This window comes from Chamaesiphon minutus PCC 6605, assembly GCF_000317145.1.
GTDB classification, from domain to species: Bacteria; Cyanobacteriota; Cyanobacteriia; order Cyanobacteriales; family Chamaesiphonaceae; genus Chamaesiphon; species Chamaesiphon minutus.
The window spans coordinates 3,623,715-3,636,802 of record NC_019697.1; the positions used below are offsets into that span (position 1 = coordinate 3,623,715).

Consider the following 13,088-nt stretch of genomic DNA (forward strand, 5'->3'; position numbering starts at 1 on the left):
GGAGCACGAGCGTTAGAAATTAAGATAACAATTTCAACAGCGCGAGCGTGTCTTGATAATCTTTGCCGCGATTGCCACGTTTTTCATAAAGTTGCGCTGCTTTTTGTAAAGCAATTTTAGCCCGCTCGCGGTTGCCCAGTCCGATATAGGATACGCCTTGAATCACATAAGAATCGGGGGATGCGCCATTAATTTGGCTGGCGCGAGTAGCATCGGCGAGCGATCGGCGGAAATCTTTTTGATTGATATAGTAGATCGCACGCCCTTGATAGGCAGTTTCGTTACTAGGATTGAGCTTGAGTGCCTTTTCGACATCTGCCAGACCCTGCTTGAAATTCTGCTGTTGCATGTGAGCAACACCCCGATTAGCATAGGCACTGCCATAGTTAGGCTTGATTTGAAGAGCGCGGTTATATTCGGAGATCGCCCGCGCATAGTCGCCAGTGTTCGCATAAGCTTGTCCGCGCAAGCTATAACCGATCGCATTTTTGGGGCTGATGGCGATCGCTTTTTGCAGATCCGCAAAACCAGTTTCTTTTTTACCCGCAACTACTCTAATAAAGCCGCGATAAACGTAAGCGAGGAAATTATTGGCATTGATTTGGAGCGCGCGCGCGAAATCTGATTCCGCAGCTTGGGGTTCGCCCAGGAGATATTTGGCAACTGCGCGCACCGCATAAGCATCGCTGAGATTGGGATCGATCGCTAACGCCTTGTCGATCGATTGCAGTGCTTGAGTGGGATCGCCATACTGCATCTGTCCGAAACCGCGATAGAAATAGCCACGGGGATTGCGCGGATTGAGGGCAATGGCTCGGTCTAGATCGGCAAAGGCTCCTTTGGCATCGCCAATCCCAATTTTGCCACCCCCTCTGAGGGCATAGGCATCATCAGAACGGGGATTTAAGTTCAAAGCACGATTGGCGTCGCGAATTACTTCTTCTTCATTGTCTAAATATAAATTAGCTTCGGCTCTGGCAATATAAGCCGCCGTATAATTGGGCTTAGTGGCGATCGCGCGATCGAACCCCTGAATGGCTCCAGGATAGTCTCCTTGGCGAAATTTGGTGGCTGCGGTGACAAAGAAGTCGTCGGCGGTAGTAGTGCGCGGTTGAGTGGCAATAACTGGTGCGGTTTTGCCGCCAATTTTGACACCCATGCTCCCGGCAATTTGCACGAATGTATTGGCGGGTATGCCCAAGTTAAACCCAGTTTTGACAAAAACGTTGGCGTTTGCAGTAGCTTTATTTTCTTGGATGTCGCCTCTACCATGGACGGCAATTAATTCGCCGCGATCGTTTAATACGGGGCCGCCACTCATGCCAGGTAATGTATTACAGCTATAGACGATCGAGTAACCATTACTAAATGGTTTAGAACTATTGGCGGTAATCTTGCCATCGCTAAAGGTGTAAACCGATTGGGAAATTGCCGCAGTTTCGAGCGGAAATCCGGCTACATATGCCAAAGAGCCTTCTACTGCATCATTGGAGTTGCCAATCTTGACGACTGGATAGGTGCGATCGCTCTGAAACTTGACGATGGCTAAATCGATATTGCCAGTCGGTGAAATTTGGCGCGCGCTGACGGGATATTTTTGGCCGTCGCTCAATTCGATCGTATATTGGCTACCAGTTTTTTTGACGACGTGAGCGGCGGTGAGGACGGTATAAGTATTCCCATTGCGATCGATAATTGCTCCAGATCCGCGCTCATCCGGCGTTTTAATCGCCACAGTCACGCTTTTAGCAATTCTTGATACTTCGGTAGGCGCGATCGCCGCCGCAGGCAAGATAATAACTAATGGAGTGACAATTCCACAGGTGACAAGCCAAGTTTTCATATAGCGCGATCGAGACATCTATTGAATCTTAGTATAACCAAAATTTTTAGAGTTACTCCGAGATTGTAACTTACATTAATCACTTAGATCCGATGCCGCCCCGCCCCTGAATTTGGTCGTAGATCAGATAGATATTACTAGCTAAAATCGTACAGACGATCGTTATTAGTGCAAATTTAAGTAGTCCCAAACTCAAGTGAGTAAATTTGTTATTCCCCGGTGTTGGAAACCGCAGAAAGGATAATAATCGCTCCGTCCCTAATAAAATAATACTCGACCAAGCGATTCCAAATAATAAGAATAAAAATGATACTAAAACTTGGTTGATGACGATCTCATGGATCGGCAGATAATATGAATTTTGCTCGTAATAGGGTGGGCCATCGTTTGCATAATTAAAGAATGTAATTAGTGGATAAGTAAATAAAGCCAGTAAAAAATCTAGCAACGAAGTGGTGCCAATCCAAAGCAACAAAATTATCTGCCTGACTTTTTTATTCATTAACTTATTCGCTCGCTCTGAGACTAGCTTGATAAGCGCGATGGACTTCCTGGACGCTATATTGATTGAGGAAAATTCTGGCAAACTGTTCGGCTAATTGGGGATTGCCACGATCGATCGACCACTGTAATAAAGGCTTCATCGTGCGTTCGTTGAGCAAGCCACCGAGCGAGAGAATGTTCCACAAGATCCGATGAAAAACTGTCATCTGAATCATAATTTTTACATCCATAGTTGGATGCTTCTTGTAGAAAATTACACCCATTTTGCCGCGTTCTAATTCTTGCTCGATCGAGCGAGGAATCCGATCGAGTGAGAAAGCTGGATGCCAATGATAACCAACAGCTTCGGGGCATTTAACCATCTGGATGCCTTGGTTTTTGAGCCGGACGCCTAGCTCTAAATCTTCCCAGCCATAGAGATCGAAATCCAAATCGAATAAGCCAACTTCGATCAACCAATGTTTGGCGATCGCCACATTAGTGGTAGCAAAATAAGCATTAGAAAAGTCGAGCAGTTTGTAAGGTTCGCTAGTGGGGGATTCAAAATTGGCAGTATTAATTACGGCACCGTAAGTAAAGACGCGATCGTTACCCAGTTCTGCTTGTTTTGCCAGCAGCACATCGGCATGACATTGCAGAAATGTCGGCGTCACGACGATATCGCTATCGATAAAGACAATTGTATCTCCAGTGGCTCGCTCTACGCCCATGTTACGGGCAGCGGAGGCACCCTTGTGAGCTTGTTCGTAGATCTTGAGATGTGGCAATTCATTAGTGCTATTTTGCAACCACTCGATCGTGCCATCAGTCGAACCATCATCGACGACGACTACTTCATAACCAGTTACGATCTTCTCGTCCAGGGTTTGAATTTCTAGTGCTCTCAAGCATTTTTGTAGAATGGGGAGTCTGTTGTAAGTAGGAATGACGATACTAAAAAACACCGATTTTGCCCTCTGAGTTGACATGTTACAAAACAGGATAGATGAACTATAACTAGTTATAGGCAACACCATCCTATCCTAGTTTTAGGACACGATCGAGCCTCAGACAGTTTCCGAAAGTTAGATATCTTTCGTTGTAGATAGATCTAATCTTGGTAACGAGGATCGAGCATGACAACGAGGCGGATCGAACGTTTAGGCGGCGTATTTATCGCCGTTATGGGTACACTGTTAACAGTCTGGAACTGGCATCTCGCGCTATCTGAGGGGCGTTTTTATCCAATAGTAGCCATTCTGGGTCCAGTATTGGCAATTATCGGCATAGGTTTAATTATATTTCCTGGCTACCGCACCGAACGCCTAGCTCGTGGCGAAGATCTCGATCGATCGAGCGGTACAGCATTGATTACGGCACGTTGGTGGGGAGTGCTGGCGATTGCCGTCGGTAGCGGATTGATTAATCTTGCAGCATTAAAAGGCTGGAAGTAATTGAGAATTGAGAATTAAAAATTGGGCGTTGCTCAATTATTTTATACATCTTAGAAAGTTGGCGATCGCCTCTATAAAATGATAGAGATCGATGTTTAATTAGTTAACTTGTCGATCGCACCCTGTAGTAATGTTGCGGCATCTGGCGGGGAGAATCGTTTATAGTAGTAAATAGTGATTTTCAATCCCATCAAAGTTGGCGAGACAGCGAGGGATCGAGCAAAGCTGGTTAAAATTTAAACGCGATTTTCATGGCTAGTATTATTGTCGATCGCCTGAGTAAGGTTTATCCGGTGGCAATTAAAGAGCCGGGTTTGAATGGTACTATCAAGCATTTTTTCCAACGTACTTACAAACAGATTCACGCGGTACGGGACATTTCCTTCCAGATTGAGGCAGGAGAAGTTGTCGGCTTTTTGGGTGCAAATGGCGCGGGTAAAACAACCACACTCAAGATGCTCAGCGGTTTGATTCATCCATCGACTGGGCTGGTAAAAGTAGCAGGGCAAACTCCCTTCAAACGCGAGACTGCATTCTTAAAGCAAATTACTCTAGTCATGGGGCAAAAACAACAGCTAATTTGGGACTTACCCGCATTAGATTCACTTAAGATTAATGCTGCTGTCTACGGTTTGAGCGATCGCACCGCCCAATTTCGGATTTATGAATTAGCCGAAATGCTGGCGATTCAAGACAAGCTGACTCAACCCGTGCGTAAATTATCGTTAGGCGAACGGATGAAAGCCGAATTACTCGCCGCGTTACTCCACGAACCGCAGGTACTTTTTCTCGACGAACCGACACTCGGATTGGATGTCAATGCTCAGGTAGCAGTCAGGAAATTTTTGAGCGAATACAATCAGCGATACAACGCCACAATTTTGCTCACGAGTCACTATATGGCGGATATTACCGCACTGTGCGATCGAGTCTTAGTCATCAATCAAGGGCAATTAATTTATGATGGCAATCTCAATGGTTTAGTCGATCGGTTTTCGCCATGTCGGGAAGTAAATGTCGAATTCAAACATATTTATCCCCAAGATAAGTTAGCCATGTATGCCGACGTGCGATCGGTTGAAGGTGCATCGGCGAAGTTTTTGGTACCCCAAGAAATGCTCACCAAAACTGTCTCCCAAATCTTAGGCGAATTAGAAGTAGTCGATCTCAGTATTACCGATCCACCGATCGATGATGTCATCGGCCAAATTTTTCAATCTGGCACAGCCGAAACAGCCATCCCTGCCTAAACAAATCCCCTCCTCTGAGGGGTGCCCGAAGGGTGGGGTGGGTAGATCCTCACTACCCACCAATCTGCAACGATCGATCTAATTTAGACTCATGAAACGACTATTCAAAATCTCTCGATCGCTGCTAGTGACCTACTACGCCTACATGCTAGAATATCGGGCAGAATTGCTATTGTGGGCACTTTCAGGGTCGTTACCGTTCATTTTAATGGGCGTGTGGACGCAAGCCGCACAACAGGGTAACTTTGGTTTATCCTCGATCGATTTCGCACGATATTTCCTAGCGGTTTATTTGGTTCGTCAACTTACTGTTGTGTGGGTAATTTGGGATTTCGAGCGTGAGATTGTCGATGGAAAGTTATCGTTTCGATTGCTACAGCCATTAGATCCTGTCTGGCATCATATTTGGTCGCATATTGGCGAACGATTTGCTAGATTGCCCTTTATCTTTGGATTGGTTGCCTTATTTTTCTGTTTGTATCCGAGTGCCTTTTGGATACCAAGTTTGAGTACATTGGGATTATTTACAATTGCCAGTGCTTGTGCATTTGCACTGACTTTTCTGATTCAATATACGTTAGCAATGTTTGCATTCTGGACTGAGAAAGCTAGTTCGATTCAGGAAGTAGTATTTTTAGTAAATCTCTTTTTGTCAGGCGCGATCGCTCCTCTCGAAATCTTTCCACCAGCAGTTAGAACGATTGCTTTTTGGACACCTTTTCCCTATATTATTAACTTTCCGGCCAGCATTATCACTGGATTGCAAGTCGATATCATACGGAGTTTTGGCATTATCTTCATTTGGCTGCTTGTCTTCTCGATCGCCAATCGCTGGCTCTGGCGCAAAGGCATCCGTCAGTACTCTGGAATGGGAGCATAATCTTAATTGAGAATTGAGAATTGAGAATTGAGAATTGAGAATTGGGCATCGATCGTTAATAAACTAACGCCCAGCCCCTTGACCTTCTGCCTTCTGCCTTCTGCCTTCAATCCAATTATGAACAAATATCTAAACCTAATTCAACTATTTTGGAGAACTTCGATCGCTGCTGAGCTAGAATATCGCCTTAATTTTTTATTTGCTGCATTAAGCAGCTTAGGTGGACTTGCAGGTAGTCTATTTAGTTTATTTTTATTTTATCAAAAAGGATACAACTTTCAGGGCTGGAAATGGCAAGAGGCACTGATCGTAGTAGGTATCTTCACATTTCTCGAAGGATTTTCTAGTACATTTTTAGCTAGCAATCTCAGTCGTATTGTCAAGCACGTTCAGGATGGCACCCTAGATTTTGTCTTGCTCAAGCCGATTAGTTCACAATTTTGGCTCTCTTTTCATAGTTTCTCGTTATGGGGATTGCCAGACATGCTGTTTGGATTGGCGATCGTGTTTTATGCTGGCAGTTTGCTGGATATTGGTGTGGGTGCATATTTACTGAGTGCGGTGCCCATTCTGTTTGGCTTGACGATTATTTATAGTCTCTGGTTTATCTTGGGTGCGACGAGTATTTGGTTTACTAAGATTTATAATATTACCGAGGTATTGCGCGGTTTGCTGGCTGCCGGACGTTTTCCGATCGGGGCTTATCCGCCTGCGTACCGCTTCTTTTTTACGTTTGTGGTTCCGGTTACATTTCTGACGACAATCCCCGCACAGACGCTGCTAGGGCGCGCAGATGCGACCTGGATTGTGAGTGGTGGCTGTTTGGCAGTAGTGTTGCTGATTGCCTCTAGTTATTTTTGGCGGTTTGCGTTGAGATTTTATACTAGTGCTTCGAGTTAGGTTTTAGGCTTTAGGTTTTAGGTTTTAGGTTTTAGGCTTTAGGTTCTGGGTTTTAGTGAAGAGGGTATGGGGAAAAGAAAATACTAACAGTCTTCCAGTCCCCCCTGTTTCCCTGTCTCCCCATCGCACCTATTCTCTACTTAAATTGCTTAAATATTTCTTCCGTCTTGGCGGCCATAATTAAGTCATTCATGTGCAAGCCACCGACTGTGTGCGTCCACCAGGTGACTGTAACTTTGCCCCATTCGGTTAAGAGTGCGGGATGGTGGGATTCGGCTTCGGCTAATTCGCCGATAGCATTGGTAAATGCTAGTGCGGTTTTAAAATCTTTAAATTGGTACAGTCTTTCGATGCGTTGTTCGCCTTTGACTTCGTACTGGCACCAATCGGGAATCTGCGGTTGAAAGGCATCAATTTCGGCTTGCGAGATGGCAGTTTCGCCGCCGTGACAAGGAATACACTGTTGCTGGGTTAAAGTTGTCATCGCGCTTATCCTCATAAAAACAATAAATAGTCCTACTAATTTAGTAATTAGCAGGACTATTTATAACTATCGACGATCGGCTGGCGAAGATCTAGTTAATAGCTGAGGAAGGTAAAGCTTTGGCTGTTGGCGTCTCTGGTGTTGCGGATGCCATTTCTAGCAGTTCGGTCATTGTTACAAATTTATAACCTCGAGCGCGTAGCTGGGCAATAATTTCGGGCACGGCTTTAGCGGTATTGTCATGGCTGCCACCACCGTCGTGCATCAAAACAATTCCACCAGGAGTAGCTTCTGCCAAAATAGTTTTGACCATCGCTTCTGGAGATGGACGTTTGGGGCGACTGTCGCCAGAATCCACCGACCACATGTTCACCGATTGATTTTGTTTGTGGGCGTATGCTACCAAGCCATTTGTCAGCACGCCTCCTGGCGGTCGGAAGTAGGCTGTCTCTACACCCAGGACTTCTTTAATGATTTTGGCGGTATCTTCAATTTCGCGTTGTGCGACCAACGGACTCATTTTTTTGTACCAGTGGTGGAGCGTGTGGTTGGCAATCATATGCCCGTCTGCGAGCACTTTTTTACCAATTTCTGGGAAAGATTTTAGCGGTTGGCCGACCATGTAGAAGGTGGCCTTGACATTTTCTTTTTTGAGGGTGTCTAAAATTTGCTCGGTAGTTTGGGGCCAAGGGCCATCATCAAAAGTAAGGGCGATGACTTTTTCTGCACCTGGTACGGTGGCATCTTTAATGGTTTTAGCTTGAAAGCTTTTGGGAACGTCAAAGTTCATCGGGATGCTGCTGGCAACCGCACTAGTTACTTTAGTAGTATCTGCAAGACCCGTTTCGGCAATTAATGTCTTTGGCGATATACCGCTAAAAATAGTGTGAAGCAAAACGATTAGGGCAAAAGATACCGCAGCGATTACCAGCCACAGCATCTTACCTGGTAAGAGTCGTTTTGTAAGATTTTGATAGTCACCTCTAGCCAATTTACTAACTCCCGATCTGTAAAAGTGTTCTCATCTGGATTGGTTATGCCGATCGCAATAACTACTCCAATGTTTGAATTATTAATTCCGGATCTAATTCTCTCGCATCTGTACTCAAAATTTTGGAATGCGACTAAAAAAATTCCAATTTATTAGCGACAGCTCACTACAAGCGCATTTTACTTAATTCATTAGAGCTACGATTGAGTTAATTTTGGCTCTGTTCTTTATCGATGGCGGCGATCGATCTGTTGGCTATTCAAAGTCTATATCTGTCGATCGATAGAGACGTGCATTCTAGTTTTTATACTAGGCTCGTAAGTACACTGAGGCCATACTATGACATATAGATAAACTTAAATGTAAGTATGCCCAACTGAGGCAAGTAAATAGCTAAACTAATCTACATGGTCAAACTCCCAGTGTTAACAAAGCAGGTGGCATTGACGAAGCCTCCATCGGGTTCGATCGAGTCTCAAACGTCCGATATCTACGGTTATCTAGCCATGCCTTCAGGCGCAGGCCATTTTCCTGGCATTATCGTACTCCAAGAGATATTCGGGGTCAATACACATATCCAGGCTGTGACGGAGCGAATTGCGAGTCTAGGTTATGTGGCAATTGCACCAGCTTTATTCGATCGATTTGCACCAGGTTTAGAACTCGGTTACACGAGTGCTGATATTGAATTGGGGCGGAGCTATGCGGAGAAAACTAGTGCCCCACAGCTACTGGCAGATATTCAATCTGCGATCGATTATCTCAAAACTTTACCGCAAGTCCGGCCCCATTTTGGCTGTATTGGGTTTTGTTTTGGCGGACATGTTGCTTATTTAGCCGCGACGCTCCCAGATATTAGCGTGACGGCTTCTTTCTACGGACGTGGAATTACGACCTTTACTCCTGGCGGTGGCGAGCCATCAGTGAGCCAAACAACCGCGATCGCGGGTACGATATATATGTTCTTCGGTATGGAGGATGCTAGCATTCCCCCCGAACACACTGCCGAAATCGAATTTGCGCTTACTCAACATGACATTCCCCATCAAATTTGGCAATATCCAGGTGCCGAGCATGGCTTCTGCTGCGATTTACGAGCCAGCTACAACTCCACCGCTGCTGAGTCAGCATGGCAACATGTAGAAGAACTATTCGATCGACTCAAGATCTAGGCTTTAGGCTTTAGGCTTTAGGATCTAAATTTTAGGGGTTTAGGATTTGAAATATCCATTGACCCACACTCTCAATTTCCAACTCCCAACTTTTCCAAATGAATAAGACTCAAAGTACCTCAGCCGAAATCTTCTCCATGGATGACTTTGCTAAAGCATTAGATGCTGAAGCAGTCAGCTTTGAAAAAGACCAATTAGTGCGAGGTAAAATTCATAGTTACGATAGCGATGGTGTCTATGTAGACATTAATGGTAAATCGCTAGCCTTCGTACCCGCCGAAGAAGTTGCTGCCGATGAATCTGCCGATTTGTCTGCGTTATTACCAATCGGTGACGAACAAGAATTTCTGATTATTCGCGAACAAAATGCCGATGGTCAAGTTACGTTATCTAAACGTCAATTGCAGGTCAGATATGCCTGGAATCAAGTTGGTGATATTCAAAGTAATAAAGAATCGATCCAGCTCCGGGTAACTGGCGTTAATAAAGGTGGCGTCACGGTCAACTTCCAAGGCATTCGCGGCTTTATTCCCCGATCGCAATTAGTCGAACGCGATCTCGAATCTTTAGTTGGCACTAGTATTCCTGGCGTAATTATCGAAGCTGACAAAGATAAAAATAAGTTGGTTTTTTCTCAACGACAAGCAACGCGGACGGCTAATTTCAGTCAGTTAGAATTAGGTCAATTAGTTACTGGTACGATCGTTGGAATTAAACCGTTTGGTGCATTCGTTGAATTTAATGGCAACACTGGTTTAATTTATATCAAACAAATCAGTCAAAATCGGATTGAAGCCTGTGAAAAACTATTTACAATCGGCCAAGAAATCAAAGCGATGATTATCGATCTCGATGAAGGTAATGGTAAAATCTCGCTTTCTACCAGAGTACTCGAAAATCACCCCGGCGAAATGTTAGAAAATATGGCCGAAGTGATGGAATCAGCCGAAGCCAGAAGCGAACGCGCCGCCAAAAAGTTATTTGGTAACTAATCCGAACTCGCGTTACCTATTATTATCCCAGCGGTTAGAAACCGCTGCTAATGTTGCAAAGTCCGCCTACGCGGACTAACAATTCAGTCCGCGTAGCGGCGCACTCTGGTCGGGTTTCCCGACCATGGAAGTGCGACAAGACAGGCGGACTTTGCAACACCAGCCGAGACTTTATTCTCCAGGGGACTCCTTTGGCGTTGGCGTAGCCTACGAATCTCTCCTCCAAGTTGACAATCTCGATACCGACGATAAAAAACCAACAGATCGTTGGCATAGCCTCTCCTACTGTGTGCAATGCACGCTGCGGAGATTCGATCGGCTGGTAAGATAGCTGTGTTGGGAGGAGAAAACTCGTTCCTTACGATCTGACAAAAACTCTGGCCATGTCACTCGCGATCGAGCTGGCTGTTCGTGCTGGATTCTAAAGCTTTTCGTTGTCTCTTATTAAGAATTGTAACAAATATATTGTCAAAATGCAAGCAATTAGCCCTAAAATCAGATTCTAGGACTAATTATGTGTCGATCGAATTAGGAATTAAGTCCCTCAAAGTCTCTGTCAGCAAAGCTTAGAGGGTTTAAAAGTCAAAGCTAGTTAGCTCAAAAAAAAGGTACGGAAGTCGAGTGTAAAACTATCGTGCCGCTCGACTCCCTCACTCTAAATTAAACCACCCTGTATGCTGTTCGGAAACTACATGAATTAGAGTCCTCTCAAATACAGATAAAACTAGCTTAACCTGTAGACCATAGAGTCCAAAGTTTAAAAGGTAACTAAAAAGTCAGCTTTCAATATATATAACTGACTTGTATTCGGATTGCAAAGGTTAACATTTCAATCCCTCAGATCGCTCAAGCTGGCACCGTATAAGCGATAAGCTGCCCGACTCGCTGCCGCAGCGTCTCCAAACTCAGACGTTCGGATGCTGAAATAAATACAGCATTGGGAAATTCTTCCTCAGCTTGCGCCAATCGTTCGCCATCCACTCGATCGATCTTATTAAACACGATCAGCGATGGCCCTGGCGCGATCGGCATCTCGCTCAAGATTCCCATAACCGAGCGGATATGGCTGTGCCAAGCTGGATGCGACAGATCGATTAGATGAATCAGTGCATCGGCTTCAGTTACTTCCTCTAGCGTGGCACGGAAGGCATCCATCAGCGGCGGTGGTAACTCATGAATGAAACCCACCGTATCCGTGAGTAAGATTTGCCGCTGTTCGCCAGTATTACTCGTCGGCACATTAAAGCGACGAGTCGTTGGATCCAGAGTCGCAAACAATTGGTCGGCAATGTAAACTTCGGAATTAGTCAGCGTATTCAGCAAAGTAGATTTGCCTGCATTAGTATAACCCACTAATGCGACAGATGGTACATCGTGATGTTGCCGCTGTTGACGCAGCCGCGAACGGTGGGCTTGAAGCTGATTTACGTCCTGCTGGAGCCGCGAGATTCGCTTTTGAATCGTCCGGCGTTCGGTCTCTAATTTGGTCTCTCCAGGCCCTCTAGTGCCGATCCCACCACCTTGGCGGGACATGGCAAGACCCCGCCCAGTTAGGCGCGGTAGCATGTATTCTAGCTGGGCTAGCTCGACTTGCAATTTACCCGCGCCCGATTGAGCGCGCTGGGCGAAAATATCTAAGATCACCTCAGTTCTGTCTACTACCCGAATCCCAATTTGAGTTTCGAGATTTCGCCCTTGGCTGGGGGATAGATTGCAGTCAAAGACGATCAGATTCGCACCAATTTTTTGAGCGGCGAGGGCGATTTCTTGGATCTTCCCTTCGCCAACGACAGTTTGCGGGTGGGGTTTCGATCGTTTTTGTTGGACGGTTTGCAGGACTTCGCCGCCAGCAGTTTCGACTAATCTGACAAGTTCTTCCAAACCATCATTAAACCGTTGAGTAGTTACATAGTCGGTTTTGACACCAACTAATAATACTCGATCGATTTCGTCGGCGACATTTTGATTCGCGATATCCCGTGCGTATTCGCTTTCGATCCCATCGACCAGATCTAGAAAATCTTGGTCGCTAACCGCATCCAAACTTAATGGCGGCGAAATCGTCCAGTTAATCTCTGGATGCGGTACCAAGTGGGCAAGATAGGTATCTTGAATGTATCCAGTCGCGCCCCCTCCCCGCTTTTGAAAACCGCTACCAGTAATATTCAAAATTACCAGCGCATCCAGACGCTGCAACGCCATCGATGTCAGCGCGCTCTCGCTAGGAATCTCCGGTTTGAGCTGAGTCGAAATACACCGGATCCCGCTCAACCGTTCCGCACCATAACGGGGTAGCTCCAACGGGGGAATTTGTGTCTGACGGGGAGTCCCGACACCCAAACGGATAATTTGTCCGCGCCGATTGATATACACGCTCACCGGATCGCCGATTTCTGCACTAATCGCCGCTAGTTTTTGGGCAAATTCTGGCGTAGTCAGTCGATCGCCTGGTAGTCTGTCGTTATATAACTTCCGTAGCTGTTTGATCTGATTGGATTTTAATCCTTGTAAGTTGCCGTATATCGTCTCGATATGCTCTTCTCCAACGCATTACTTCTAGTGTAGTAGCTGGCGGCGGCGTTTGGGATCGCTGCTTGTAAAACTTTGTTACTACCGCGATCGACGATAATTTGAAATCG

The 13,088-nt window shown here is 45.6% G+C and carries 13 protein-coding genes; 6 read left to right on the top strand and 7 right to left on the bottom strand.

Annotation, left to right across the window (positions count from 1 at the left end; translation table 11 throughout):
• Window positions 1-19 precede the first annotated feature (19 nt).
• From CHA6605_RS16630 to CHA6605_RS16640, 3 genes are all read right to left on the bottom strand, one after another.
• Window positions 20-1,843, bottom strand: a complete 1,824-nt coding sequence (locus CHA6605_RS16630; protein ID WP_015160570.1) for a serine protease — start codon at window positions 1,841-1,843, stop codon at window positions 20-22.
• A gap of 79 nt (window positions 1,844-1,922) precedes the next feature.
• Window positions 1,923-2,345, bottom strand: a complete 423-nt coding sequence (locus CHA6605_RS16635) for a hypothetical protein (RefSeq protein ID WP_015160571.1) — start codon at window positions 2,343-2,345, stop codon at window positions 1,923-1,925.
• Between the two features lie 4 nt (window positions 2,346-2,349).
• On the bottom strand, window positions 2,350-3,315 hold the full coding sequence (locus CHA6605_RS16640; RefSeq protein WP_015160572.1) for a glycosyltransferase family 2 protein: 966 nt from the start codon (window positions 3,313-3,315) through the stop codon (window positions 2,350-2,352).
• Window positions 3,316-3,462: 147 nt separating this feature from the next.
• Between CHA6605_RS16640 and CHA6605_RS33040 the strand changes: the two genes are divergently transcribed.
• The 4 genes from CHA6605_RS33040 (at window position 3,463) to CHA6605_RS16660 (ending at window position 6,810) form a co-directional block, all read left to right on the top strand.
• Window positions 3,463-3,780 carry a hypothetical protein gene (locus CHA6605_RS33040; RefSeq protein ID WP_015160573.1) on the top strand — a complete coding sequence of 106 codons (318 nt, stop codon included), beginning with the start codon at window positions 3,463-3,465 and terminating at the stop codon, window positions 3,778-3,780.
• A 251-nt stretch (window positions 3,781-4,031) separates the two neighbouring features.
• A complete protein-coding gene (locus CHA6605_RS16650) occupies window positions 4,032-5,030 on the top strand; it encodes an ABC transporter ATP-binding protein (RefSeq protein ID WP_015160574.1) in 999 nt (332 codons plus the stop codon).
• Between the two features lie 91 nt (window positions 5,031-5,121).
• Window positions 5,122-5,910 carry an ABC transporter permease gene (locus CHA6605_RS16655; RefSeq protein WP_015160575.1) on the top strand — a complete coding sequence of 263 codons (789 nt, stop codon included), beginning with the start codon at window positions 5,122-5,124 and terminating at the stop codon, window positions 5,908-5,910.
• Between the two features lie 117 nt (window positions 5,911-6,027).
• Window positions 6,028-6,810: an ABC transporter permease gene (locus CHA6605_RS16660; RefSeq protein ID WP_015160576.1), complete on the top strand. Its 783-nt coding sequence runs from the start codon at window positions 6,028-6,030 to the stop codon at window positions 6,808-6,810.
• Between the two features lie 136 nt (window positions 6,811-6,946).
• Here the strand turns inward: CHA6605_RS16660 and CHA6605_RS16665 are convergent, their stop codons facing one another.
• Together CHA6605_RS16665 and CHA6605_RS16670 are read right to left on the bottom strand one after the other, a co-directional pair.
• Window positions 6,947-7,294 carry a 4a-hydroxytetrahydrobiopterin dehydratase gene (locus CHA6605_RS16665; protein WP_015160577.1) on the bottom strand — a complete coding sequence of 116 codons (348 nt, stop codon included), beginning with the start codon at window positions 7,292-7,294 and terminating at the stop codon, window positions 6,947-6,949.
• Window positions 7,295-7,385: 91 nt separating this feature from the next.
• The gene (locus CHA6605_RS16670) at window positions 7,386-8,234 is read right to left on the bottom strand and encodes a polysaccharide deacetylase family protein (protein ID WP_232432095.1); all 849 of its coding nucleotides are present in this window, start codon (window positions 8,232-8,234) and stop codon (window positions 7,386-7,388) included.
• Between the two features lie 458 nt (window positions 8,235-8,692).
• Here CHA6605_RS16670 and CHA6605_RS16675 point away from each other — a divergent pair, with 458 nt between their 5' ends.
• Window positions 8,693-9,457, top strand: coding sequence for a dienelactone hydrolase family protein (locus tag CHA6605_RS16675; RefSeq protein WP_015160579.1), 765 nt, complete (start codon window positions 8,693-8,695; stop codon window positions 9,455-9,457).
• A gap of 98 nt (window positions 9,458-9,555) precedes the next feature.
• Window positions 9,556-10,449 (top strand): S1 RNA-binding domain-containing protein, encoded by an 894-nt coding sequence (locus CHA6605_RS16680; protein WP_015160580.1) that lies wholly within the window; start codon window positions 9,556-9,558, stop codon window positions 10,447-10,449.
• A 34-nt stretch (window positions 10,450-10,483) separates the two neighbouring features.
• Here the strand turns inward: CHA6605_RS16680 and CHA6605_RS34275 are convergent, their stop codons facing one another.
• The gene (locus CHA6605_RS34275; protein WP_015160581.1) at window positions 10,484-10,723 is read right to left on the bottom strand and encodes a hypothetical protein; all 240 of its coding nucleotides are present in this window, start codon (window positions 10,721-10,723) and stop codon (window positions 10,484-10,486) included.
• 572 nt (window positions 10,724-11,295) lie between these two features.
• Entirely contained in the window at window positions 11,296-12,981 is a 1,686-nt protein-coding gene (gene hflX / locus CHA6605_RS16685; protein ID WP_086936238.1) for a GTPase HflX, read from the bottom strand.
• Window positions 12,982-13,088: the final 107 nt, after the last annotated feature.